We start from the raw sequence: 25,123 nt of genomic DNA, 5'->3' as shown, positions 1-25,123 counted from the left end.
CGGAGGAAACGCATGTTTGGCTCCTATGGCCTGGCGCACCTTGCAGTGCAGGCGCGGCAACAGGACTGGCGGTCGGCTTTTTTTGATCACTGGCTTGATAAAAATCATGCTCCCACAAAAAAAAGAAATTGCAAAGTTGTTTATTTGCACTTTGACATTCCCACGGGAAATAAAATACGATTGCGGCGCGCCTGCAACAGGCTGTCATGGCACCGGCTATCCCCTCACGCGAAACAGGTTTTTACTTGTGCGCGCGCCGGATGGCCGATAATGGCGTTTTACCGTGGAAGATGACCGTGCCGCACCCTGCCCCTCCCTCACTTGCCGACCAGATCGAAGACTTGCTGCCGCAAACGCAGTGCACCAAATGCGGCTACAACGGCTGCCGCCCGTATGCGGAAGCGATTGCCGCCGGCAGCGCCGACATCAACCAGTGCCCGCCGGGCGGCGCGCAAGGCATCGTGCGCCTGGCCGGCTTGCTGGGCAAAAAAGTCATCCCGCTCAATCCCGTCAACGGCCTCGAACGTCCGCGATCTGTCGCCTATATCGACGAATCGCTGTGTATCGGCTGTACCCTGTGCATCCAGGCTTGCCCGGTGGACGCCATCGTCGGCGCCGCCAAGCAGATGCATACGGTGGTCACCGACCTGTGCACGGGCTGCGACTTGTGCGTGGCGCCCTGCCCCGTCGACTGCATCGTCATGTACCCGGTCAGCGGCGACGCCACGGGCTGGGATGCCTGGAGCCAGGCGGAAGCCGACGACGCGCGCGCGCGCCACGATTTCCGCACGCAGCGCCTGCGCCGCGAAACGGAGGAAAACGAAGCGCGCCTGGCCGCCAAGGCCGTCGCCAAGATGCGCGAAGTGACGCAGGAAGTGCCCGTCACGCCCGATGAACAGGCGGAAAAGGAACGCAAGCGCGCCATCATCGCCGCCGCCATGGAGCGCGCGCGCGCCAAGGCAGCCGCCAGCACGGATACCCCCCAGCCAGCCCCCACCACCCCGAAAAAAGACGCATGAACGCCGCCAAACGCCTGGAAATCTTTACGCGCTTTCGCGCCGCCAATCCTTCCCCGAAAACGGAACTCGACTACACGACGCCGTTCGAGCTGCTGATCGCCGTGCTGCTGTCGGCACAGGCGACGGACGTGTCCGTCAACAAGGCGACCCGCTTGCTGTATCCGGTCGCCAATACGCCGGCCACGATACTGGCGCTGGGCGTCGACGAGCTGGCCAGCTACATCCGCACCATCGGCCTGTTCCGCACCAAGGCGAAGAACGTCATCGCCACCTGCCAGATCCTGCTGGAGCAGCACGGCGGCGAAGTGCCGCGCGACCGCGCCTCGCTGGAAGCCTTGCCCGGCGTGGGCCGCAAGACGGCGAATGTGGTCATGAACACGGCGTTCGGCGAACCGACGATGGCCGTGGACACGCATATCTTCCGCGTCTCGAACCGCACCGGCATCGCGCCAGGCAAGAATGTCGATATCGTCGAGCAAAAACTGCTCAAATTCATCCCCAAGGAATTCCTGCACGACGCCCATCACTGGCTCATCCTGCACGGCCGCTACACGTGCACGGCGCGCAAGCCGCAATGCTGGAACTGCATGATCGCCGACCTGTGCGACTACAAGGACAAGTCGCCGATGCCGGCCGTCGTCTGACAACCCACTTTCACGAACGACGACACCATGTTGCAAACGACGCTAGACATCCTGAGTTGCCCCGCCTGCCGGCAGCCCCTGCGCGGCGACACGCCAGCTGGGACGTCAGCACATGTACTGGAAGCAATATTAAGCTGTCCGGCGTGCGCGATCGAGATTCCCGTCGTGCAAGGCTTTGCGCTATTTACGGAAGCGCGGCAAGGCTGCGATGAGCAGATGCTGTCGGCGCTGCGTGCCCAGTTGACGCCCAGCGCCGAATATCTGTCCTTCATGCATCGCCGCCATGTGCGCCGCATTCCCGACCGCTACGCCGCCTTTCAGCCCTTCAATGAATCCACGCGCGCCTTTTATCCCTTGCTGGACCTGGCCAGAGAGCAACTGCAAGCTGGCGACCTCATCCTCGACACCTGGGGCCGCACGGGCTGGAGTGGCGAAATGCTGGCAGCGGCATTTCCCCAGCAGCATGTTATTTCTGTATGGGAAGGCAATTTCGATGTGCTCGGCTACATGGGATACGCCCACTGGCTGCCCGCGGGGCAACGCGCACCCAACCATGACATCATTTTCTTGCCACCGGGCAGTCCCATGCCTTTTCTCGACGGCACGTTCGCGCTGATTCACGGTCTCGATTCGCTGCATCGCTATGCGCCGCTGACCTTTGCCGGCGAGATGCTGCGCATCGCCCGCAGCAATGCACCGGTCATCTTCCCGCACGTACACATGGCCAATAGCCAGCCCGTGCCGTACTTCGAGCGCGGCGGCAACATCGTTCATGGCCGACGCTATCAGCAGCGTTTTGATGCAGCGCAAGCACGCGGCGACCGCAAGACGCTGGTGATGTCGGAAGTGACCCTGTTCGACGCCAGCGGACCGCTGCATGGCGAACCGGACACGGCGCACTACAACGGCCTGGTGGCGCTGGTGCCGCCCGCATGGGAAGGGGCGCCGCTGCGCCCGGCCGATCTCGACCTCGCCTTGCCCGCATCGCGCGCCGTCGTCAACGCCCTGCTGCGGTTCGACGGCCTGAATGGCTGCGCCATCCCCGATGCGAACGCACTGGGCGGCTTGATGGACGACTTGCTGCTGCGCCACCCATGCTATGCGGAACGTCTGGCACGCCTGGGCCCGCAAAAGCTGAGTGCGGAGCAGTTGCAGATCCTGTTCCAGCTAGGCCAGCTGCGTACCCTGGAGCAAGTGGCGCAGCGTCTGCAGCTGCCAGTGGAATACGTTTGCCAGCAGGCCAGGAACATGGTCGATATGGAACTGCTGCAGACGGCTCCCATCAGCGGCGCCATGGCGCGTTTGCAGTCCTACTACGCCAGCCAGATCGTGCGTCCGCCGCCCCAGGAAGAAACCTTCGAATATCTGTGGCAATTGCTGCCGACCCTGTACCAGCAGCGCCCGCTATTGCTGTGTGGCATGGACGACAGCGCGTTTGGCTGGGCGGAAGTCGAGTTGCTCGTGCCGGCCTTGCAACGGGGTCTGCTGGCGATGGGTATCCGGGCAGGCGACCGCATCGTCATGCTGTGCGCGCAGCATCCTGAAGCCATGCTGCTCAGCTGGGCCAGCTGGCGCATCGGCGCTGTCGTGGTTCCCCTGCGCAAGGAACTCGCGGACACGCCCGCCTTGCTGCAGCCTTTGCTTGAACGCATTGAACCCGCCTTGCTGGTGCTGGATCATCCCCGCCACGGCGCCGCCGCCCTGGCAACATGCCCGGCACTGCTGCTCGACGCTATCGGCCAGGAAACAGCAGCGGTCTTGCCGCCCGACTGTGCGCTGCCCGAACTGTCAACCTTGCTGGCAGACTGGATGGACCTGCCCGCAACGCCGGCCCTCTCCGGACATGCCGTCCATCCCGACGACCCTGCCGTGATTTTGTTTACCTCAGGCAGCACCGGCACGCCCAAGGGCGTCGTGCACAGCCAGCGTTCGCTGCTGCAAAGCGGCCAGCTGGCGGCCACGGAATTTGGCTGGCACGACGGCGACGTCCTGCTGTCGCTGGGCGACTGCCACACCATGAGCGGCTTGCGCAATCCCATGGTCGCCGCCCTGTTTGCCGGCGCCAGCGTGTACCTGGCCGACGAAAGCGAACGAGGCAATGTCGGCAAGACCTTGCAGGCGGCCCAGCGCCATGGCGTGAGCGTGCTGGCGACAGGCCCCGCCTGGCTGACCATGCTGCAGCGGCTGCCGGAGCACCTGACCCTGCACCCGGCCGGTTTGCGGCAAATCATCTCCACGGGCGCGCCCCTGCCATCGGCGCTGCACACGGCCTTGTGCGAGCGCATGGGGCTCGCCATCATCGATTATTACGGACTGACGGAAACGGGCGGCCTGTGCATGCTGTTCCAGCATGCTCCTGACGCCGCGCAGGCTTGCGGCCGCCCCGCCGGCGCCGTGGTGCAAATCTGCGATGGCGATGGCCAGCCGCTGGGGCCGGGGCAGGCAGGGGAACTGCGCGTGCACAGCAACCAGCTGATGAGCGCCTACTGGGGGGATCCGGCGCAAACGGCAGCCATCGCCCGCGACGGCTGGATCTACACAGGCGATATCGCCAGCCACGATGGCCTGGGCAACATCACCCTGCTGGGCCGGCACGACGACCAGCTCAAGAACGAATATGGCGACATCGTCCATCCTGCCCCGCTCGAACACGCCATGTGCAGCTATCCGCGGGTACGGCACGCGGCCGTCACCGCCGGGCCGCAGGGCTTGATCGGCCTGCTGGTGGTCGACGACGGCTTCGAATTGCCCGCTTTTGTCGCCTTTTGCCGCCAACACGCGCGCATCGAAGCCTTTCCCCGCGAATTGCGCCTGCAGGCAGCCTTGCCTTACACAGCAGCAGGAAAACTCGACCGCCGCGCGCTGGCTCATTCAATCGCACCATAACCGACACGCATACCATGTTTCAGACTCGCCCCACGCCTGCGAATACGCCCTTCCTGATCGGCCCCAAGTCTTTGTCGCATGCCGACCTGGAAGCACAACTGCTGCAAGTGGCGGCCAAACTGACCGCAAACGACCTGCAAAACAAGCGCGTGCTGCTGATGGTGCGCGACGATCTGGCATTTGCCCCGATGCTGCTCGGCTGCATGCGCGCCGGCGCGATCCCCCTGCTGCTCGATCCAGGCACCGCCGTGCGGCAAGTCAAGGATCTGTTGCAACATACCCATATCGATGGCGTCATTGCCGATGCGGACATCATCGACCTGTGGCGCACCGAGCATGTAGCGTTGCCGGCGCAGCAGATCCGCGTCGGCACCGTCCAGGCCAAGGGAGCGCTGCTGAGCAAATTGCTGGGAAGGCGAGCGCCCGCCGACCTGGACAACTGGCCCGGCCTGCTGGCAGCGCCGGCACCGGCCCTCTTGCCGCCCGCGCGGCAGGAGGGTCCCGCCTATGTCGTGTTCACCTCCGGCAGCACGGCCCGGCCAAAAGGCGTGGAAATGCACTGGCCCGCGCTGCTCGCCCACCTGCATACCGTCGGCGAACACTACGCACTGACGCCCGCCTCCCGCGTGCTGAACCTGATGCCGCTGTCGCACGCCGATGGCCTGGTGCAAGGCGTGCTCTTGGCTTACCAACGGGGCTGTACCCTGGTGCGTCCTGCCCCATTCAGCATCGTGGCCATCGAAGCCATCCTGATTGCCATCTACCGCGAACAGGTGAGCCATTTGATCGCCGCGCCGACGGCGCTGGCCCTGCTCCAGCAATATGGCGCCCACCTGGCGGAAAATTTCGACAATGGTCATTTCCGCTTTGCCGTTTCCTGCAGTGCGCCCCTGAGCACAGCCACCTGGACCAGCTTCAGCCAGTGTTTCAATGTAAAACTCATCAATACCTATGGCTTGAGCGAAACGGGGGCTTGCGGCCTGTATGCGGGACCGGATGCGGCCAGCCACAAGATCGGCAGCGTCGGGGTGCCGCGCGACATGCTGGCCAAAATCGTGCGCGACGATGGCAGCGCGGCCGGCTGCGATGAAGCAGGAGAACTGTGCCTGCAAGGCGCCAACCTGATGCATGGCTACCTTGACAATCCGCAAGCCACCGCCGCCGTGTTGCGCGACGGCTGGCTGCATACGGGCGACCTGGCGCGGCGCGACAGCGATGGCGTGTACTGGATCACGGGGCGCATCAAGGACGTGATCATTTGCGGCGGCTACAACCTGTCGCCGGTAGCCATCAATGGCGTGCTGATGCAGCATCCGGCCGTGCTGGAAGCGGCCACCGTCGCCTTGCCCGACCCGACCTGGGGCGACATCCCCGTCGCCTGCGTCGTATTACGCCCCGGCATGGAAGCGGACCAGCAGCAACTGCTGCAGCATTGCGCCCAGCACCTGGGAACGCATGAATTGCCTAAACGCATCAGTTTTACGGGCCAGTTGCCGCGCACGCCGTCCGGCAAGGTCATCACGGCGCAGTTGCAGCACGCGCTCTCGCAAAGTCCGGTGGAGGCCAGCGCACACGGCAATCAACAGGAAGGCATCTTCGCGCTGGCAACGGAACTCTTCAACCTCCCGGCGGGCGTCCTGACGGGTGACTCAGGTCCCGCGAATACGCCAGGCTGGGATTCGCTGGCGCATATCAACTTTGTGATCGGCCTGGAAACCCTGTTCAAGGTACGCCTGAGTCCATCGGACGTGGTGCACATGGAAACGATGGACGCCACCGTACAACTGATCAAACGGCTGACGCGCTGAGATGGCAAGCGCACCTCCTCTGCGCATCTGGCTGTACAGCGCGGTGCTGATGGCAAGCGTGCTCGCGCTGCTGGCGCTATTGCGCTGGGCGCCGTGGCGCGCGCCGGACTACGCCATTGCCAATCATACACGCCAGTTTCTCGCCGCACCGCCGTCCGGTGGCAAGGTACGCGTGCTGGGCCTGGGTTCGTCCCTGCTATGGGCCGCCACGCCGCCCGCGCTGGTACCGATAGCGCTGCCTGGCATCGACTGGATGCGCATGACCAAACCCGGCCCCGGCATCGGCTATCTGGAACCCAGCCTGGACATCATTGACCGCAATCCCCCTGACATTCTGGTCATAGACGAAAACATTCTATTGCCCGATCAAGACAACGTGATCATGGATCAACTGCGGCAAGATTTCATCCTGGAAAGCAAGGGACTGGCCTTCCGGCTTGCCGGGGACGTACGCCTGGCACCGCCACAGGCCTATGCCGCACTTGTTGACCAACGCGAAGCTTTTGCGTGCGCCACCGTCCCGGCCGATATTCGGCGGCGCGAAACGCTCAAAAATGCTGCCAATATACAACTCGTTTTTAACAACCCGGCCGTCAACCCGCAACTGATCAGGCGCCTGCAACGTCTGGCGCAACGTGGCGTACGTATCGTGCTGCTTGAGCTGCGACGCGCCGAATGGGTCGAACAAATAATCGCGCCAGAAAAACAACGCTGGCTGTCGCGATTACGGCAAGCACTGCCACCAGGCCCCAATATTCATTACCTCACATCCCCACATTACGCGCAGCAAGACCTGCATTGCGATGGCAGCCACATGAACGCAGCTGGCGCACGTCTGTTTGCGCCCTGGTGGGCCACGCAATTACAGCAGTTGCGGGACGGGCGCTGACATGGTGTGGCTGACAACTTTCGGCATGCTGTGCATGCCTGTGCTGGTCGCGCTGTACTGGCGCCTGCCGCCCGCATGGCGGCCCTGGCTGCTGGCGCTGGGCGGCGCCATCCTGCTGGCGCATGATGGCTGGAGCAGTGTGGCGGCCTGGAGCGCCTTGCTGGCCTGGCTGGCCTTCATTTGCGGCCCGCAGTGGCGCCGCCCGGCCATGATGCGGACCCTGGGGCTGGCCGGTGTGCTGCTCGCCTTTATCGCTTACCAGTATGCCAAAGCCAGCCAGGGCCTGGCCGCTTATCTGGGTTACGCTTTTGTTTCGCTGAAAGCCTGGCACCTGATCGCCGAGCATGGCGGCAACGTCTCCCGCGATGGCCGCGCCGCCACGACTCTGGGCTATCTGCTATTTCCACCGACCCTGGCCGTCGGTCCGGTCCAGCGTTACGACGCCTTCCGCATGGAATTGCTGCGCGCCCGCTGGGACAGGCAACTCGCCTCGCAAGCCTTGCAGCGCATGCTGTATGGCTACTGCAAGGTGGTATTACTGGCCGGATATTTGATCAACTTCAAACTCCACGGCCTGGAGCTGTCCACAGGCAACGCCTGGTTCGATGCCTACCTGCCGCTGGTGGGGTATGGCTTGAACCTGTACTGGCAATTCTCGGGCTATTGCGATATCGCCATCGGCTTTGCCGCGCTGCTGGGCATGCGCGTACCGGAAAACTTCCATTTTCCCTTTTCAGCCCGCAACCTGTCCGACTTCTGGCGCCGCTGGCACATCACGGTGTCGGAATGGTGCCGCGATTTCGTCTTCCGGCCCATCCTCTCGCGCACGCGGCAATACCTGTTTGCCAGCCTGGGCAGCATGATCGTGCTGGGCCTGTGGCATGAGTTGTCGCCGCGCTACCTGGCCTGGGGCCTGTTCCACGGCGCCGGCCTAGCCATCGTCCACCTGTGGGGCAAGCACATGCCATGGGCGGAGCAATTGCGCCGCTACGCCCTCTGGCGTGCCTTCAGCTGGTTCTTGACCTTGCAATTTGTCATACTCAGCTTCGCGCTGACGTCGAGCAGCGACTTGCAGGCGGCCTGGTCCTGCCTGGCGGTCCTGTTTGCACCACTGTTACCCGGGAGTTAAGGTGTACCAATTTCTCTTGCGCTACCTGCCCGCATCGCTCGTGCACGGCCTCTTCACGCTTTGGTATGGGGGATTGCTGCTGCTGCTGTGGCTGAAATGGCCGCTGGCCTTGGGCGTGGGCTTTCGTTATGGACAACTGTAAGCGGGGACCGATGCAGGCATCGGCCCCGTTGCCGCCTACAGCAAGACCATATTGTCGCGATGAATCAGTTCGTGGCCTTCCATGTAGCCAAGAATCGCTTCGATCTCGGTGGACGGCTTGCGCATGATGCGGCGCGCTTCGCCGCTCGTGTAATTCGACAAGCCGCGCGCCACGGGCACGCCATCCACGTCGACGCAGGTGATGACGGCGCCGCGGCCGAACTCGCCGTTCACGCCCGTCACGCCGATCGGCAGCAGGGACTTGCCTTCCTGGCGCAGCTTTTGCACGGCGCCCGCGTCCAGCACGACGGCGCCGGCCGTGTGCAGATGATCGGCCATCCACTGCTTACGCGCCGTCAATTGCCCCGTTTGTGCCCGCAACTCCGTGCCGATCGCTTCGCCCTGGGCGAGGCGGCTGAGCACGTCGCTGTCGCGGCCCCAGGCGATGATGGTATGCGCGCCGGACTTGGCGGCGCGCTTGGCGGCGAGGATTTTCGTCAGCATGCCGCCACGCCCCAGGCTGCTGCCGGCGCCGCCGGCCATCGCTTCCAGGGCCGGATCGCCGGCGATGCCTTGCGTGATCAGGTAGGCGTCCGGGTCCTTGCGCGGGTCGGCCGAGAACAGGCCGTGCTGGTCCGTCAGGATGACCAGCGCATCGGCTTCGATCAGGTTCGCGACCAGCGCGCCCAGGGTATCGTTGTCGCCGAACTTGATTTCATCGGTGACGACGGTGTCATTTTCATTGATGATCGGCACCACGCCCAGGCGCAGCAGGGTCGTCAGGGTGGAACGGGCATTCAGGTAGCGTTCGCGGTCGGCCAGGTCGGCGTGCGTGAGCAGCACTTGCGCCGTGCCGAGGCTGTGGGCGCGGAAGCTGCTTTCATAGATTTGCGCCAGGCCCATCTGGCCGACGGCGGCGCATGCCTGCAATTCGTGGATATCGGTGGGGCGCTGCTCGAAACCGAGGCGCAGCATGCCTTCGGCGATGGCGCCGGAACTCACCAGCACGACTTCCTTGCCGAGGGCGCGCAAGCCGGAAATCTGCGCGGCCCAGCGCGCGATGGCGGCATGGTCGAGTCCGCGGCCATCGTTGGTGACCAGCGAAGAGCCGACTTTGATGATGATACGGGTAGCTTTTTGAATCACGGAATCCATGGGGCGGCGCTCTTCACTTAATAGACGTCAGCGCGCAGGACGCAGCAGCAGCAAGGCCAGCCCCGCCGTCAGCTCCATTGCGCACATGAACAACACAAAACCCTGGGGCAAGCCGAAGCTGATGGCCGCGAACAGACGGCCGGCGGGCTGCGCCAGGACCAACATTGCTGTGATATCGCCGAGGACAGGCGGTTCGCCCTGCCGTGCCGCGAACAGCGCCAGCAGCGCGGTAGCGCCCCAGACACCGACATGCGTGGCGTAGAACTGGCTGTAGCCATTGACGCCATTGAGGAAGATGCCCATGCCGGCCGCCATTTCATCGGCGAACAGCAGACAGGCGACCGCGCTCAGCCCGTAAGCATACGCGATCAGATGCAATACACGGCGCTGCCACGCTTGCTTGCGCGCTGGCGCGGCAGCGGCCGTCTGTACCGACATCGGGGTAAAGCCTTAGTCGAGGATCTTGAAACGCGGATCATCCGGGTCGATCGACGAGATACCGCGTGCTTCTTCGGTCATCTGCGTTTCTTCGGCACGGCTTTCGCTGTGTTTCTTCGCTTCCAGATGCTGGTAAATCGCATTCACCAGTTCCGGGCAACCTTGATGGTTCAGCGCGGAAATCTCGAAGACGGGACCTTTCCAGGCGAAACGCTTGAGGAAGTCCTTGACGATCTTCTTGCGCTCTTCTTCCGGCACCATGTCGAGCTTGTTCAACACCAGCCAGCGCGGCTTGTCGACCAGCGACTCGTCGTACTTCTTCAATTCCTTCACCAGCGCCTTGGCTTCCTTGACAGGATCGACGTTGGTTTCGAACGGCGCCAGGTCGACGATGTGCAACAGCAGACCCGTGCGCTGCAAGTGACGCAGGAATTGATGGCCCAGGCCCGCGCCTTCGGAAGCGCCTTCGATCAAGCCGGGAATATCGGCGATCACAAAGCTCTTCTCGTGCGACACGCGCACCACGCCCAGGTTCGGGTGCAGGGTGGTAAATGGATAATCGGCAATTTTCGGGCGCGCGTTCGAGACGGCCGAAATGAAGGTCGACTTGCCGGCGTTCGGCATGCCCAGCAGGCCCACGTCCGCCAGGACTTTCAATTCCAGGCGCAGTTCGCGGCGTTCGCCTTCCTTGCCTTCGCCTTTTTGGCGTGGCGCGCGGTTGGTCGAGGACTTGAAGTGGATATTGCCCCAGCCGCCTTCGCCGCCCTTGGCCAGCAGTTCGATCTGGCCGTGTTCGGTCAGATCGGCCAGGATTTCGCCGCTCGCGTTGTCGATGATCAAGGTGCCGACCGGCATGCGCAGGTGGATGTCATCGGCGCCCTTGCCATAGCAATCTGCGCCACGGCCAGGCTCGCCATTGCGAGCCTTGTGCATTTTGGAGAAACGGAAATCGACGAGCGTGTTGATATTGCGGTCGGCGACAGCCCAGATGGACCCGCCCTTGCCGCCATCGCCGCCATCGGGACCGCCGAAAGGCCGGAATTTTTCACGGCAGAAAGATGCGCAGCCGTTGCCGCCATCGCCCGCGATGACTTCGATTTTTGCTTCGTCGATAAACTTCATAATTTTGCCGCCATAAAACTAAAAAGGCTCTACCTTGGGCAGAGCCTTTCGATTGAAGGCTTGCGCCTTACATCATGCGATCATGGCGGAGCGAACTGGCGCTCCGCGATGAATTACGCTGGTACTGCTTCGTTTGGTACAACGGTCACGAATTGCTTCGAGCCAGCACCTTTGACAACGAACTTCACTTTGCCCGCGATCAGCGCGAACAACGTGTGGTCCTTGCCCATGCCTACGCCTTCGCCGGCGCGCACTGGGGTGCCGCGTTGACGAATGATGATGCCGCCAGCATTGATAGCTTGGCCGCCGTAGACTTTAACGCCCAGACGCTTTGATTCTGAATCACGGCCGTTTCGCGTTGTGCCGCCGCCTTTTTTATGTGCCATTTAAGACTCCTTGATAGCTGATTAATTCAAACAGCGGCGATTAGCCGTTGATCGAAACGATTTGGATTTCGGTAAAATTCTGGCGATGGCCTTGATGCTTTTGGTAGTGCTTACGACGACGCATCTTGAAAATTTTGACCTTATCATGGCGACCATGCGCCACAACCGTAACCAGTACCGTTGCACCTTCGACCAATGGAGCACCAAACTTGATGCTGTCGCCCGCGCCTACTGCGAGCACTTGATCGATGGTGATTTCGGAACCAATGTCTGCCGGTATCTGTTCTACTTTAAGTTTTTCGCCAGCGACAACTTTGTATTGTTTGCCACCGGTTTTTATGACCGCGTACATGATTTGAAACCTCATCAAATGTTGAAAGAATTTGTCCCACTGCCATGAAAAGCAAGCCGTGCACAACAGGGGGAACCAGCGATTATACACGGACTGAGAAATTGCGTCAAAAACTATTCACAAAGCTTGATGATCGTGGTATGTCGACAACCTGACCATCATGTCAGGCTTGCGCCAGGCGGACTGCAAAACGCGCGCCAGTGCCAACCAGATCAATCAATTGCTCTACAGTCATAGGCAAACATCACGCACGCGCAAGCCTTGTCGTATAATCGCGGCACCCACAATCTAATGCAGGTTCGCCTTGTCTGACGCTAACAAACACGTTAACCAAAACACCATCGTGCAAACGATTGCCGCCGATATGGACGCAGTCAATACGGTGATCCGCCAAAAGTTGCACTCCGATGTGATTCTGATCAACCAGATCGCTGAATACATCATCAGCGCAGGCGGCAAACGCATCCGTCCCGTGCTGATCTTGCTGGTGGCCAATGCCCACGCCTATCGCGGCACGGCGCACCATGAACTGGCCGCCGTGGTCGAATTCATCCATACCGCCACCCTGCTGCACGACGATGTCGTCGATGAATCGTCGATGCGCCGCGGACGCCAGACGGCCAACGCCCTGTTCGGCAATGCCGCTTCGGTGCTGGTGGGCGACTTCCTGCACTCGCGCTCGTTCCAGCTGATGGTGTCGCTGAATAATATGCGCGTCATGCAAATCCTGTCCGACGCCACCAACGTGATCGCCGAAGGCGAAGTGCTGCAGTTGCTGAACATGCACGATCCGGACGTGACACAGGAAAGCTACCTGAACGTCATCCGCTCGAAGACGGCCAAGCTGTTCGAAGCATCGGCGCAACTGGGCGCCCTGATCGCCGGCGCCAGCGAAGACGATATCGAAGCGGCTGCCGAATACGGCCGCTCGCTGGGCACGGCTTTCCAGCTGATCGACGACGTGCTCGACTATGCAGGCGACGCCGCCGAAATCGGCAAGAACGTGGGCGACGACTTGCGCGAAGGCAAACCAACCATGCCGCTGATCTGGCTGATGGAAAACGGTACGCCAGAGCAACGCGAACTGGTGCGCAGCTGCATCGAGCAAGGCGACGAACAGCATTTCGATGCCGTCCTGACGGCCATCACCAGCAGCGGCGCCCTCGACTACACGCGCAAGCAGGCGGAAATCGCCGGCCAGCGCGCCGCCGATGCCATCGCCGGCTGGCCGGACAGTGTTTATAAACAATCCATGCTGCAACTGTGCTCGTTTGCCGTAGACCGCAATCACTGATCGCGTTTGACCAGCATCAATAAAAAACGGCGCCACTGGCGCCGTTTTTCTATTGCGTCCTTACTTGTTCTCATGCTCCATCGCCGCGCCCGCCAATGCCTGCGCGATGGCCGGCGCCGCTTCCAGCCGCTCGCTGTAGCGGCTGCCCAGGTAATCGCGGCGGTCGCGCACCAGCAAAGTAAATTTGTACAACTCCTCCATCACGTCGACCAGGCGCTCGTAATACGGCGACGGCTTCATGCGGCCGTCATCGTCGAATTCCTGATACGCCTTGGCCACCGAAGACTGGTTCGGGATAGTCACCATGCGCATCCAGCGTCCCAGCACGCGCAAGCCATTGACGGCATTGAACGATTGGGACCCGCCCGACACTTGCATCACGGCAAGGGTCCGGCCCTGCGTGGGACGCACGCTGCCCGTTTCCAGCGGCAGCCAGTCGATCTGCGATTTAAAGACACCCGTGACGGCGCCATGCCGCTCGGGGCTGCACCACACTTGCCCTTCCGACCACAGCGACAATGCGCGCAACTCCTGCACCTTCGGATGCTCGGGCGACACGCTGTCGACCATGGGCAAGCCGTGCGGGTCGAACACGCGCGTGTCGGCGCCGAAATGGCGCAGGATGCGCTCCGCTTCCAGCGTCAGTAGTTTGCTGTACGAGCGCTCGCGCAGGGAGCCGTACAGCAACAGGATACGCGGTGCATGCGTAGACACATTGATCGGCGCCAATTTATCCAGGCTGGGCAGATCCAGGTGCGCGGTGCTGATATTCGGCAACTCTTCCATTTATGCCACCGGCTTGCCGTCGGCGCCCACCACGGCCTGGCCGTCTTCCTTGGCAAACGCGCCCTGCTGCGGCAGCGGCAGGATTTCCAGCACTTTTTCCGACGGCCGGCACAGGCGTACGCCCAGTTCCGTGACGACGATGGGGCGGTTGATCAAGATAGGATGGGCTTGCATGGCGTCGAGCAGAGCCGCGTCCGGCAAATCCGGATTGGCCAGGCCCAGCTCGTCGTACAGGGCGCCCTTGTCGCGCATCGCCGCGCGCACGGACAGGCCCGCACGCTTGATCAGGTCGGCCAGCTCCTCACGCGAAGGCGGATGCTTGACGTAATCGATGATGACGGGTTCGACGCCCGTGTTGCGGATCAGGGCCAGGGTATTGCGCGAGGTGCCGCACGCCGTGTTGTGATAAATCGTAATCGTCATGTCGTGATGTCCTTCAGTAAATGTGGTTCGCTGACGCAGCAAGACGCGCCAGCGCAGCAGTTCTCGGTCAAAAAGGCCAGCAAGCCGTTCATGCCCGCATAGTTGGCCGCATAGATGATGGAACGGCCCGCCTTGCTTGCCGTTACCAGATTGGCGTGCGCCAGTTCTTTCAAGTGAAACGACAGCGACGAGGGCGCAATGGCCAGCGCTTCGGCGATTTTCGTCGCCGCCATGCCTTGCGGCCCCGCTTGCACCAGCAGGCGGAACACGGCCAGCCGCGATTCCTGTGCCAGCGCCGCCAGGGCCACGATGGCGGAAGTACTCGTCAGCGGTGTCGCTGCGCTCGCTATTTGCTCTGTATTTTCCATACTTCAATAATAGTCGAATTATTGAATCATTTCAAGCCACACGCCTTGGCTACCTATCTTACGTAACCTAGCGCACCGACTGTCATGGCTTATCGGTCTACTTTGATGAAAAAATCACTGCGATCGGCATCCCATGACACGCTCGACACCCCTGAAAATCCTCGGCTGGAGCCTGGCCGCCCTGCTGGCCCTGGTTGCCATCGTGGTCATCTTTGTGCTGACTTTCGACTGGAACCGCGCGCGCCCCTACATCAACGAGAAGGTGTCGGAAAGCACGGGCCGTACCTTCGTCATCGGCGGCGATTTGCAGGTGAAATGGAAGCAAGGGCTGAAAACGGAGCCCGGCTGGCGCCGCTACGTGCCGCGGCCCATCATCAGTGCGCAGGACGTGCGCATGAGCAACCCGGACTGGGCCACGGCCGGCCCGCAACTGGCCAGTGCAAAACGCATCGACGTGGCCCTGCATCCATTACCCTTGCTGCAGCACAAGCTCGTGCTGACGGACCTGGCGCTCGACGCGCCGAACATCGCCCTGCAACGGCGCGCCGACGGCAGCAACAGCTGGACCTTCAAGGATAACGGCCCTTCGGCATGGGACGTGGAAATCCAGCGCATGGCCTTCGGCGACGGCACCATCCGTTATCTGGACGAGGGCATCGCGCTGGACGTGCACGCCAAAGTCAGCTCGACGGCGCCCGATGCGACGCCGGGCGACGCGCCAGGCAACGCGCCCGTGCAAAAATACGGCATCGAATTCACCCTGGGCGGAACCTATCGCAAGGCGCCCGTGACGGGCGGCGGCAAGGCGGGCGCCGTGCTGTCCTTGACCGATAACAACACCGTTTATCCCGTGCAGGCACATGCCGTGCTGGGCAAGAACAAGGCCAGCATCGACGGCACCCTGACGGACCCGCGCTCCTTGTCCGGCATCGATTTGCAGCTGAGCCTGGCCGGCGCCAGCATGGCCGACCTGTATCCGCTGACGGGCGTGCTGCTGCCGGAAACGCCGGACTACGCCACCAGGGGACGCCTGCTGGGCAAGAAAGACGGCGCCACCTGGAACTGGACCTATCAAGACTTCAAGGGCACGGTGGGCCAGAGCGACCTGGCCGGCACCCTGCAATACTTGCCGCGCCAGCCGCGTCCCCTGCTGCGCGGCGAAGTGACGTCGCAGCAATTGCGCCTGGAAGACCTGGGTCCCACCATCGGCGCCGACAGCAATGCGCAAAAACAGGCGCGCGGCAAGGCACCCGTGCAGCCAGACAACAAAGCCTTGCCTGTGGAACAGTTCAACACGGCCAAATGGAATGCGCTCGATGCCGACGTAAAATTCACGGGCAAGAAACTGGTGCGCACGCACGACATTCCATTCAACGATATCGTCGCCCATATCCATATGAAAGACAAGGTGTTGAGTTTGACGCCGCTCAACTTCGGCATGGCCGGCGGCGACATCACCTCGAATATCACGCTCGACGGCCGTCAAAAGACCATCGCCGCGCAAGCCAAGGTGGCGGCGCGTCACCTCAAAATTCGCGAACTGTTTCCCAAGCTGCAATCCATGCAAGCGAGCTTCGGCGAAGTGTATGGCGACGCGGCACTGACGGGCCACGGCAACTCCGTCTCGGCCATGCTGGCCAGCGCGAACGGCGAACTGGCGGCCACCGTCAGCGAAGGCTCCGTCAGCCAGTTCATGCTGGAACTGGCCGGCCTGAACCTGGCCAACGCCGTCTTCGTAAAAATCTTTGGCGACAAGCAAGTGCACCTGAATTGCATGGCCAGCGACTTCGCCGTCACGAACGGTCAGGCCGACGTGCGCCGCTTCGTGCTCGACACGGACACGGCCGTCGTGAATGTCACGGGCAACGTCAACCTGGCCCGCGAAACCCTGGACCTCGATGTGCGCCCACGCACCAAGGGCGCACGCATCATCACCCTGCGCACGCCGCTGTATGCGAAAGGCACGTTCAAGAACCCGGACGTGGGTCCGCAAAAAGGCCCGCTGGCCCTGAAAGCGGGCGCCGCCGTGGCCCTGGCCACCGTCGTCACGCCGCTGGCCGCCCTGCTGCCGCTCGTCAACGTCGACAAGGCGCCCGACACGGACTGCGCCGCCGTCATGGCGCAAGCGAACGCCACCCGCAAGGCCCCTGCCTCGCCGACAACGAACGCGCCAGCCAAGAAAGTAAGCGAAGCGGACATCAGGAAGGCGCAGCAGGAAAAGAAATAGACCTTGATGCAGCCGCTTGAAAGCCACCCCGCCATCTGCTGTAATGAAGGAAAGCGGGGTGTGGCTCAGCCTGGTAGAGCGCTGCGTTCGGGACGCAGAGGCCGGAGGTTCGAATCCTCTCACCCCGACCAAATTTCTTTTTTTGCAAATCAAGAACTTAGAAAAGCCACAGTTACTGGGCTTTGTCAGCAGCGCGACACAACGCATAAACAATCTCAACTGAACTCCTCTGGCTCGGTGTGGCCGGAATCGCCCCCAGCACCAATCGGCCGGCTTCGGCTGATAGCGTAGAAGCAAATATTACCAAGTCAACAGCACTGCATCAGCCTGCCCGAACCAGAATACGGCCGTGAAGACAGGTGTTCCATGAATCACCGTGGCCCGCCGTTCGCCAGCATGACGGCAGTAAGCTGATTCCATACATGCCCCGGAAAAAACTAACGATGATATTGTCCAAAAACAAGATGGGTTCGGAACTAGCAAAGCAAAATGGCATGTCGGAATATACAATCCGTGCGCCTGCAGCTTGGCTTGGTTAGCGGCCTCATCATTGTAGAGTCCGGGTAGAGTTGAGGGGCAGGCCGCACAACGATGCGCCGATTTGACCAATTAACGGCCCTCGTCTTGTTTGGGCAATGGAAATCAATATGCCGCATGAACACATCGCCGCGCGTACCGCTCTGGTATTGGAGACGAATAACCTGCGCGGCGGCGCCGATTTGGATGCAGCCGGCGCCAGCCTGCTGCATGTGATCGGCCTGCTGGCGCAACAGAGCGTAGCACTGAGCGCACTCGCGCAAGTGGTCGTCACGCACGACGGCTTGTGCGAGCGCATTCGCACAAGCGCGGAGCGCCTGGCAGGCCGCAGCATCGACTTCGTGCGGATCAATGCCAGCACCGGCTACTACCAGGCCAAGAACGACGGTTTCGACGCCGTCCATGCCGACCGCTGCGACTACGTCTGCTTCGCCGACGCCGACTGCAAGCCCGAACAAGACTGGCTTGAACAGCTGATCGCGCCGCTGACGGACGCAGCGCCACCGGTAGTGGTGGCCGGCCGCACCAGCTACGCCGCCACTGTGGCAGGCACCGCCCTCACCACGATTGACTTCATGTACTTCCCCAGCCAGCTGCAAGCTCGCGCGACGCGCAACTTCTACGCCAACAATGTGGTGTTCTTGCGCGAGGTGTTCGCGCAGCACCGCTATCAGCCACTCGACGGCGTGTACCGCGCGCACTGTCAGGTGCTGGGCCTGCGCCTCCAAGCCGCGGGCGTGGCTCTGCACTACGCGGCGCGCGCGCACACCGAGCACAAGCTGCCCGATACCCGCTTCGAGCTGCTCAAATTGCGCTGGATGCGCGGACAGGACACGCTCGGCCTGACGCCCCACCTGGTGCGCACCTATCTGCCAAGGTCCATGCAATGGCTGGGTCATAGCGGCCCTGTCGGACCGCTCTGCGTGCTGACGGCGCGGCTGTGGTACAGCCTGCGCGCACTCAACCATCAGGATGCAGCGCCGGTGCGCGGCCTGCGCTGGGTGGCGGCCGTCGCCCTGATCGGAATTTTTTCCGGACTGGACATGCTTGGCGCACTGTGCCGGGGCCTGGGTATCCGCAGCGCTGCCGCCGAGAGTGCCGACGCCCAATCGCTGTCCTACCATGAACGCTAACCACGGGAAACCCCTGCCATGACCTTGCACCGTTCCTACACCACCTTGCAATGGGTAGCCCTGAGCGCACTGGCACTGACCGGTAGCGCCCGCGCCACCGACCTGGAGGGGCGTGGCGTTCACTATTTTGCATCAACCAGCGGCTGCCCGCTTCCCGAGATGAGCATGCGCGCCGAGATGTGCAACCGCATCGGCCTCGACGACCAGTTCACCACGGTAGCAGTCGACACCAGCTCGCACCAGATCCACTTCAACAACGCCCGCCGTTATGACAAAAAGACCATCGTCGGCGACGTGCTGTTGCAAGGCTCGGCACTGGACGAAGCGGGCCGTCGCGTACCGGTCAGCGTCCACCTGATACTGAGCAAATCCGGAAACGGCTGGTCAGTCAGCAGCCATGCGCATACACCGGTCAAGGGGGCGTTCAGCGCGGTACGCATCGACCCCTATCTGGTGGACGTGCCGGCAGCAAGGGGCCGACGTGTGTTGGTATCGTTCGAGCAAGCCATAAAGCTGGTGTCCGATCCCGCCCTGGCAGCGCGCCTGTCCAGCCACCTGGTGCAGGTACGCGACAACCGCGGCGCGAATACGGGCGATGCCGACATCACCATCGCGCTCGGTGCAGGCAAGGTAGCCAAGCCGGTGATGCGCGCACGGCTGCACAGCGATCCGCCAAGCGCCGGCAATGCCGGCGGCCTGCTGGCGCACGGCACTTGGTCATTCGAGCTGGAAGCGCTGACTGGAAAAATCCCCGACCACGTGGCCCAGCGCGAACTGTTTCTGTACGGCCTGAGCGACCAGCCGCTGCTCAAGCCGCTGATGAAGCGTGGCTTCGCCGCACGCGACAAGCTGACCATCGGCGCCGTGCACGGCCAGGGCTACCTGCGTTACGGCGACCAGCAACAGGCCTTTGCCGGGGCCGGCGATGCGGCGGCGGCTTTCCTGCAGCAAAGCTTTATCGGGCTCGTACTGGGCAATCAGCTGGCGGCGGGCGATGCGCTTGCACGCTGATGAATGGCCGCTACCGGCCCGCTTGGCAGCGCCGCCACTACGCGGCTTGCCGGCCATGCAGGCGCGCTGGGTCGACAGCATCAAGCGTGCCGCCCTGCGCCAACTGCATGCCAGCGTGGCCGGTGAACGGCTGCTGTTACGTATCTATCTGATCGGCGAGGAGGCCAGCGAAATCGCGCTGCAGTCTGACCTGCTGGGCCAGCCGCCGGCCTGGCTGGTGCGACAAATGGAAAAGCACCTGGCGGACGAACGGCGTCATGCTTCGCTGTTTGCGGCTGCGCTAACGGCGCGGGGCGGAATAGCGCCGATGCCTTTGTCCGCGCGGCCCGATGTGCTCACCCTGCGCAAGATCGCGCAATGGCGCACACTCGCGCATCGCTACGGTACCCGCTTTTCCGCAGGCCACCTCATCCCGGCCTTCGCTATCGGCTTGTGTGCGGAACAGACGTTCACCCGCGTTCTGCGGCGCCATTGCGCGCTGATTGGCGCAGTTCATCCGCTATATCCCCTGTTGGTTGGCGTGCTGAGCGATGAAGATCGCCACGTTCGCTTGTGCCAGCATACGCTGGCGCGTCTGGTGCTGCCGTCCGAACACGGGAGCCTCGCATCGCTGCTCGATGAGATTCGCGCCATCGACCGTGCCTGGGGCGTATCCAGCGCACTCATCATGTATCTGGCCGGCGCCGCGTTGCGGCTGTGGCCCGCACGTCCATGAACACCATCAAGGTGACCTATCTGGCAACGGCCGACGCCCGCGGCCACCTGATGCGCGCACAACTACTCACGCATGCGTTGCGCAAATACGGCGCCGATGTCGATGTACTGACCACATCGGACGAAGGGGTCGCTTTCCTGGCCGGCTTCGGCATCACTGCGCACGTACTGTCGCACCACTACGCAGTCCAGTTCGACACCCGGCAAAATATGCTGCCCGCAAAAACCGACGCAAATATCGCCAACTATCTGTTCCGACCGTCGCGGATGTACCGCGACATCATGCAACTACGCGTCGCTCTGCGCAGCACGGACTTAATCATCAACGACTCCTTTCACCCGGCATTGCTATTCATGGGCTGCATGCCGGCATGGCGGGGCAAGGTGGTACACGTCTACGGCGCAAGCTTGCGGCAGGCGGTCCAAAACAATTTTTCCGGGCGACTACCAACTATCCTGTCACGCCTGTTCCATCGCATCGTCGGATGGCAGATCAACGCCAGCGTAGCGCGCATTGAGCACGACTTCAGCTACGAGGCGACTTGCGACGGCACCACATTCCGCCTGCCGACTCCGGTCGTTGTGGCCGCACTGCTTGACGCCGCAGTGCCGCGCACGCAGGCGTGCGCAGCCGTCTACCTCAATCCCCATTTCCGCGACCCCTGCCTGGCCGATGGCGTCGAAACCGGCTTGGGCCTCGCCGGCATGCACGCAACGCTGGTCGGCGAGGGCTATGCCGGACGCGCGCGATGGGAGGCGCAGGACGCCGACTGGGTGCGGCAAGCTGCCGCCAGCAACCTGATCGTCTCGGCACCCGGCATGGCGGCGTTGTCGGTGGCGCTGGTCTACGGTCGGCCCATCGTGCTGGTGCTAACCGAGCAGCCGGAGCAGAAAATCAACGCAGCGCGCGCGGCGGCGCTAGGGCTGGCACATCGCATCGTCGTCTGGCGCGGCGACGTGGCAACGTTCGCCCAAGACCTGTGCAGCGCGTGCGCCGATCTGCTACAAAGCGCCCCCACCTTGCCTGCACCGGACGGCCGCGCGGTAGCCGGCGCACGCCTGCAGAGCTGGGTAGCGGTGCTGTACCAGCTGGCCGCGCGGTCTGTCCACCGGTGAGGCGTCCATCATGAGGCCCCCATTACCGGCGTATCTCACAACGATCAGCAATCCGCGCGCACTACTCGCCGTCGCACTTGACTGGGCACTGATTGCTGCCTGCTTCGTCGCAGCTATCCGCCTTTCCCATCCGCTGGTGTTCCTGCTGAGCGCGATCCTGATCGCCCGCACCCAGCTCGCGCTAGCCGTACTGATGCATGAAAGCGCTCACGGCACCCTGCTGTCGTATCGGCGCCTGAACGACATCGCAGGCCAGCTGTTTGCGGCAGCGCCATTGCTGCTGGTGATGGACTTCTATCGCAGCGGGCACTTGCAGCATCACCGCGCGCCGATGGTGGCCGACGATCCAGTCGCCACCATATTCGGCATCGACGACTACCCCGTGACGCGCAGGGAATTGGTGTGGCGTTTGTTCAAAGATGCCACCGGCATTGGCTACTTCCTCAGCGCGCGCAACCTGGTGCGCACCAGGCAGCGTGGCCGCAATCCGCACAAGGCTGCCGGCCACAGCAAGGGGTTCTACGCAATCGCCAGTATCGTTGCGGTGCAGGGCGTGATGATCGGCCTGCTCGCGGCGGCGGGACATGCGGCGCTGTATTTCGGGCTTTGGATCTTGCCAGCGCTGACCTTGCTACCGCTGTTCGGGCGCATACGCGCGATCACCGAGCATGCCGGCTACAGGGCGTCGGAAGATCAGCGATTCAGTGCGCGTACCGTCGTACGGCGCAGCTGGCAAACTTTTTTCGTCGGACCACATCGAATCCATTACCATATCGAGCATCATGAGTATCCACACGTACCCTTCTATCGCCTGCAGCAGGTGCATGCGCTCATGGCGCAACAAGGCCGCCTGCCGGCGGCCAACTTGTATCGATCGTATGGACAGGTGCTGAGAGACGTCAGCCAACTCAAGCAAACGGCTGAACACTGACCGCATGCTTTGCGTTCGTACGCGATCAATTGCTGAGAAAGCATCAATACCATGATGAATCATTTGCCAGAGCAAGCAGCAAATAAGAAGAAAGCATATCTGCTTGGGCTGCTCATCGGATTTCTCCCGATTCTCGCCTTTTTTCTGCTCCTGATCGATCACCCGACTGAGTTAATTGGGATATTCACAGGCATCAGCGTGCCTGATTTCAACGACAGGCCACTGAAAATCCCGCTTGCGTGCATCGCACTGTGCCTGTTTATTTGGGCATGGGGCAAGCTAAGGAAATCAGGAAGAATCACGATCGGTGAACAATATGGACTGCTTTTTACTGCAACATTCATTGTCGTAGTGCGGTTCTTGATTTTCCTGCATGAACTGGGGCAAGAATTGAGAGGCCTCGGGTGGTAATAACTGCGAAGGAGCTGAAGCGGTCAAAGTTACCCCGAGATACAGCGGCAAGACATGGCTAAAATCGAGACGAAGTATTTAGGAAGTGACACATGAAGAAAATCATATCCATATTTCTAATGCTATCAACAACAAACTGTCATGCAATCCATAGTTACTTAAAAAAACGTTTATATTGATAACGAAAAAAATGTTCATATCATCTCTGCAGAGAGCCGAGATGAAAAAATAAGCAAGAGCGGCGATGCGGCAGGCGCAACCTTGTCACCCGATAAGCGTAGCGCTGCCTGGCTAGTGCTAAATTCATGGATTACGGAAGGAGATACCGAACCAGGTGCCAGCCAGCTTGCAATTTACAGAGACGGTCAGCTTCGACATATAAAGTGTGAGCCATTCATACGAGATTATTGGTTTTGGATGCAAGGCAGGCAGGTCGCCATCGATTGTGGTGGTCGGCATTTTGCAGGAACCCAATCCTTATATGACATCAAGACCTTGCTGATGATTGACTCATTCTTTCAACCGGATATCCCGGAAGATAGACGCCCAGTTTGGTCCAAATAGGAAGCAATCTCCCCGCTGATTGAGCGCCGGCGGTATTCTGCTGGCCGTCCATGGCAGCAAGACGGCGTGCGAATGCTCGTTCATCGGCAAGGTCAACGCCACAGTGGGATAGCTGGCCGTTGGCATCCGTATCTACGCGCAATCCTTGACCTTGCGTGTTGGCGTGTTGCCGAGAAGTATGATATTAATTGAACAATTGATTAATTAAACACTTCCATCGCGCAAGGGCCTGACCGATGTCTTTCCTGATAGTTCTGGCCGCACTGGCCTTCCTGATGCTGGCCGCCTACCGCGGCTATAGCGTGATCCTGTTTGCGCCCGTCGCCGCGCTCGGTGCCGTGCTGCTGACCGATCCATCGGCCGTGCCGGCCGTCTTCAGCGGCATCTTCATGGAAAAGATGGTGGGCTTCATCAAGCTGTATTTCCCCGTCTTTTTGCTCGGCGCCGTGTTCGGTAAACTCATCGAGCTGTCCGGCTTTTCCCAGTCCATCGTCATGGCGGCCATCCGCTACATCGGCAGCGCGCGCGCGAATGCCGTCATCGTCGCCGTGTGCGCCGCGCTGACCTATGGCGGCGTGTCGCTGTTCGTGGTGGTGTTTGCCGTGTATCCGTTTGCGGCCGAACTGTATCGCCAGAGCAATATCCCCAAGCGGCTGATGCCGGGCGCCATCGCCCTGGGCGCGTTCTCGTTCACCATGGATACGTTACCGGGCACGCCGCAGATCCAGAACATCATCCCCACCACCTTTTTCAATACGACCGGCTGGGCCGCGCCGTGGCTGGGCACCATCGGCGCCGTGCTGACGGTGATCATGGGCCTGGCTTTCCTGGAATGGCGCCGCCGCTCCGTCATGGCGACGGGCGAAGGCTATGGGGCCGAGGCCGAAAAGGCCAAGGCCGACGTGGGCGACCTGCCCCATCCGCTGCTGTCGGTAGCGCCCCTGGTGCTGGTGGGGGTGGCCAACTTTGCGCTGACCCGGCTGATTCCCCACTGGTACGGCGCCAGCTACTCACTCACCGCCGAGGCGTTGCCAGGGCTGCATGCGCCCGTGACCACGGCGATCGCCTCCGTGACCGGTATCTGGGCCGTGGAAGGCGCCTTGTTGCTGGGAATTTTGCTCGTGTGCGCAACGGCTTTCGGGCGCATCCACGCCGCCTTTGCCGAAGGCACCAAGGCGGCCGTGGGCGGCGCCTTGCTGGCGGCCATGAATACGGCGTCCGAATACGGTTTCGGCGGCGTCATTGCCGCCTTGCCCGGTTTTCTTGCCGTCAGCAACACCTTGCGCAGCGTGCCCGATCCGCTCGTCAACGCGGCCGTGTCCGTCACAACCCTGGCCGGCATCACGGGCTCGGCATCGGGCGGCATGAGCATCGCGCTGGCCGCCATGTCGGACAGTTTTATCCAGGCCGCGCAACAGGCGCATATTCCGCTGGAAGTCATGCACCGCGTGGTGGCCATGGCCAGCGGCGGCATGGATACCTTGCCGCACAATGGCGCCGTGATCACCCTGCTGGCCGTCACGGGCCTCACGCACCGCCAGTCCTACCGCGACATTTTCGGCATCACCGTCATCAAGACGGTGGCCGTGTTCCTTGTCATTGCCCTCTATTACCTGACGGGGCTGGTCTGAGGGTTGGG

General features: G+C 61.9%; 24 protein-coding genes and 1 tRNA gene. 17 read left to right on the top strand and 8 right to left on the bottom strand.

The features are described 5' to 3' along the window. Nucleotides 1-290: 290 nt before the first annotated feature. Genes rsxB through BZG29_RS28065 form a run of 7 tightly spaced genes read left to right on the top strand, consistent with a single transcriptional unit; the run spans nucleotide 291 to nucleotide 8,517 of the window. On the top strand, nucleotides 291-1,019 hold the full coding sequence (gene rsxB / locus BZG29_RS06350; RefSeq protein ID WP_077400180.1) for an electron transport complex subunit RsxB: 729 nt from the start codon (nucleotides 291-293) through the stop codon (nucleotides 1,017-1,019). Continuing rightward, nucleotides 1,016-1,663, top strand: a complete 648-nt coding sequence (gene nth / locus BZG29_RS06345) for an endonuclease III (RefSeq protein WP_034782448.1) — start codon at nucleotides 1,016-1,018, stop codon at nucleotides 1,661-1,663. Before rsxB ends, nth begins: the two co-directional genes overlap by 4 nt. A 27-nt stretch (nucleotides 1,664-1,690) precedes the next feature. Next, a complete protein-coding gene (locus BZG29_RS06340) occupies nucleotides 1,691-4,549 on the top strand; it encodes an AMP-binding protein (RefSeq protein WP_077400177.1) in 2,859 nt (952 codons plus the stop codon). 14 nt (nucleotides 4,550-4,563) lie between these two features. Continuing rightward, entirely contained in the window at nucleotides 4,564-6,357 is a 1,794-nt protein-coding gene (locus BZG29_RS06335) for an AMP-binding protein (RefSeq protein ID WP_077400174.1), read from the top strand. Nucleotide 6,358: 1 nt separating this feature from the next. Beyond that, entirely contained in the window at nucleotides 6,359-7,246 is an 888-nt protein-coding gene (locus BZG29_RS06330; protein WP_077400171.1) for a hypothetical protein, read from the top strand. A gap of 1 nt (nucleotide 7,247) precedes the next feature. Further along, complete coding sequence (locus BZG29_RS06325; protein ID WP_077400168.1) at nucleotides 7,248-8,375, top strand: MBOAT family O-acyltransferase; 1,128 nt, start codon at nucleotides 7,248-7,250, stop codon at nucleotides 8,373-8,375. A gap of 1 nt (nucleotide 8,376) precedes the next feature. Continuing rightward, complete coding sequence (locus BZG29_RS28065) at nucleotides 8,377-8,517, top strand: hypothetical protein (RefSeq protein WP_171984946.1); 141 nt, start codon at nucleotides 8,377-8,379, stop codon at nucleotides 8,515-8,517. A 35-nt stretch (nucleotides 8,518-8,552) separates the two neighbouring features. On the opposite strand, the gene proB is transcribed toward BZG29_RS28065, so the two are convergent. The 5 genes from proB to rplU form a co-directional block, all read right to left on the bottom strand. Continuing rightward, entirely contained in the window at nucleotides 8,553-9,671 is a 1,119-nt protein-coding gene (gene proB / locus BZG29_RS06320; protein WP_077400165.1) for a glutamate 5-kinase, read from the bottom strand. 27 nt (nucleotides 9,672-9,698) lie between these two features. After that, on the bottom strand, nucleotides 9,699-10,109 hold the full coding sequence (locus BZG29_RS06315; RefSeq protein ID WP_035825091.1) for a hypothetical protein: 411 nt from the start codon (nucleotides 10,107-10,109) through the stop codon (nucleotides 9,699-9,701). Between the two features lie 12 nt (nucleotides 10,110-10,121). Beyond that, the gene (obgE, locus tag BZG29_RS06310; protein WP_077400162.1) at nucleotides 10,122-11,231 is read right to left on the bottom strand and encodes a GTPase ObgE; all 1,110 of its coding nucleotides are present in this window, start codon (nucleotides 11,229-11,231) and stop codon (nucleotides 10,122-10,124) included. 113 nt (nucleotides 11,232-11,344) lie between these two features. After that, nucleotides 11,345-11,617: a 50S ribosomal protein L27 gene (rpmA, locus tag BZG29_RS06305; protein ID WP_070219281.1), complete on the bottom strand. Its 273-nt coding sequence runs from the start codon at nucleotides 11,615-11,617 to the stop codon at nucleotides 11,345-11,347. Between the two features lie 40 nt (nucleotides 11,618-11,657). Continuing rightward, entirely contained in the window at nucleotides 11,658-11,969 is a 312-nt protein-coding gene (gene rplU / locus BZG29_RS06300) for a 50S ribosomal protein L21 (RefSeq protein ID WP_034754730.1), read from the bottom strand. Nucleotides 11,970-12,333: 364 nt separating this feature from the next. On the opposite strand from rplU, the gene ispB reads away from it, so the two are divergent. Next, entirely contained in the window at nucleotides 12,334-13,263 is a 930-nt protein-coding gene (ispB, locus tag BZG29_RS06295) for an octaprenyl diphosphate synthase (protein WP_230492036.1), read from the top strand. Between the two features lie 60 nt (nucleotides 13,264-13,323). Here the strand turns inward: ispB and arsH are convergent, their stop codons facing one another. The 3 genes from arsH to BZG29_RS06280 are packed head-to-tail and all read right to left on the bottom strand — an operon-like array spanning nucleotide 13,324 to nucleotide 14,840. Continuing rightward, the gene (gene arsH, locus BZG29_RS06290) at nucleotides 13,324-14,049 is read right to left on the bottom strand and encodes an arsenical resistance protein ArsH (RefSeq protein ID WP_077400156.1); all 726 of its coding nucleotides are present in this window, start codon (nucleotides 14,047-14,049) and stop codon (nucleotides 13,324-13,326) included. Then, a complete protein-coding gene (gene arsC, locus BZG29_RS06285) occupies nucleotides 14,050-14,472 on the bottom strand; it encodes an arsenate reductase (glutaredoxin) (protein WP_077400153.1) in 423 nt (140 codons plus the stop codon). Further along, a complete protein-coding gene (locus BZG29_RS06280) occupies nucleotides 14,469-14,840 on the bottom strand; it encodes a metalloregulator ArsR/SmtB family transcription factor (protein WP_216350354.1) in 372 nt (123 codons plus the stop codon). The genes arsC and BZG29_RS06280 overlap by 4 nt, the downstream gene beginning before the upstream one ends. Nucleotides 14,841-14,973: 133 nt before the next feature. Here BZG29_RS06280 and BZG29_RS06275 point away from each other — a divergent pair, with 133 nt between their 5' ends. The 9 genes from BZG29_RS06275 to BZG29_RS06235 all read left to right on the top strand — a co-directional run bounded on the left by BZG29_RS06275 (nucleotide 14,974) and on the right by BZG29_RS06235 (nucleotide 25,115). After that, nucleotides 14,974-17,067 carry an AsmA family protein gene (locus BZG29_RS06275; RefSeq protein ID WP_077400150.1) on the top strand — a complete coding sequence of 698 codons (2,094 nt, stop codon included), beginning with the start codon at nucleotides 14,974-14,976 and terminating at the stop codon, nucleotides 17,065-17,067. A gap of 54 nt (nucleotides 17,068-17,121) precedes the next feature. Further along, nucleotides 17,122-17,198: transfer RNA gene (locus BZG29_RS06270), tRNA-Pro, on the top strand. A 516-nt stretch (nucleotides 17,199-17,714) separates the two neighbouring features. Beyond that, entirely contained in the window at nucleotides 17,715-18,737 is a 1,023-nt protein-coding gene (locus tag BZG29_RS06265) for a glycosyltransferase family 2 protein (protein ID WP_253192801.1), read from the top strand. Between the two features lie 18 nt (nucleotides 18,738-18,755). Continuing rightward, nucleotides 18,756-19,748: a hypothetical protein gene (locus BZG29_RS06260; RefSeq protein ID WP_077400144.1), complete on the top strand. Its 993-nt coding sequence runs from the start codon at nucleotides 18,756-18,758 to the stop codon at nucleotides 19,746-19,748. Further along, nucleotides 19,732-20,463: a hypothetical protein gene (locus BZG29_RS06255; protein ID WP_077400140.1), complete on the top strand. Its 732-nt coding sequence runs from the start codon at nucleotides 19,732-19,734 to the stop codon at nucleotides 20,461-20,463. The genes BZG29_RS06260 and BZG29_RS06255 overlap by 17 nt, the downstream gene beginning before the upstream one ends. Then, a complete protein-coding gene (locus BZG29_RS06250; RefSeq protein WP_077400137.1) occupies nucleotides 20,460-21,578 on the top strand; it encodes a hypothetical protein in 1,119 nt (372 codons plus the stop codon). The genes BZG29_RS06255 and BZG29_RS06250 overlap by 4 nt, the downstream gene beginning before the upstream one ends. Before the next feature lie 10 nt (nucleotides 21,579-21,588). Beyond that, nucleotides 21,589-22,509, top strand: a complete 921-nt coding sequence (locus BZG29_RS06245; RefSeq protein ID WP_077400134.1) for a fatty acid desaturase family protein — start codon at nucleotides 21,589-21,591, stop codon at nucleotides 22,507-22,509. A 51-nt stretch (nucleotides 22,510-22,560) separates the two neighbouring features. Next, nucleotides 22,561-22,920 carry a hypothetical protein gene (locus BZG29_RS06240; RefSeq protein WP_077400131.1) on the top strand — a complete coding sequence of 120 codons (360 nt, stop codon included), beginning with the start codon at nucleotides 22,561-22,563 and terminating at the stop codon, nucleotides 22,918-22,920. Nucleotides 22,921-23,720: 800 nt separating this feature from the next. Continuing rightward, entirely contained in the window at nucleotides 23,721-25,115 is a 1,395-nt protein-coding gene (locus BZG29_RS06235; RefSeq protein WP_077400128.1) for a GntP family permease, read from the top strand. The last annotated feature ends 8 nt before the right edge of the window (nucleotides 25,116-25,123 follow it).

Origin of the sequence: Janthinobacterium sp. LM6 (genome assembly GCF_002002885.1) — a bacterium.
In the GTDB taxonomy this organism is placed as follows: Bacteria; Pseudomonadota; Gammaproteobacteria; order Burkholderiales; family Burkholderiaceae_D; genus Janthinobacterium; species Janthinobacterium kumbetense.
Note: the sequence above shows the minus strand (reverse complement) of the source record. Positions and strands in the feature narration are given on the sequence as shown.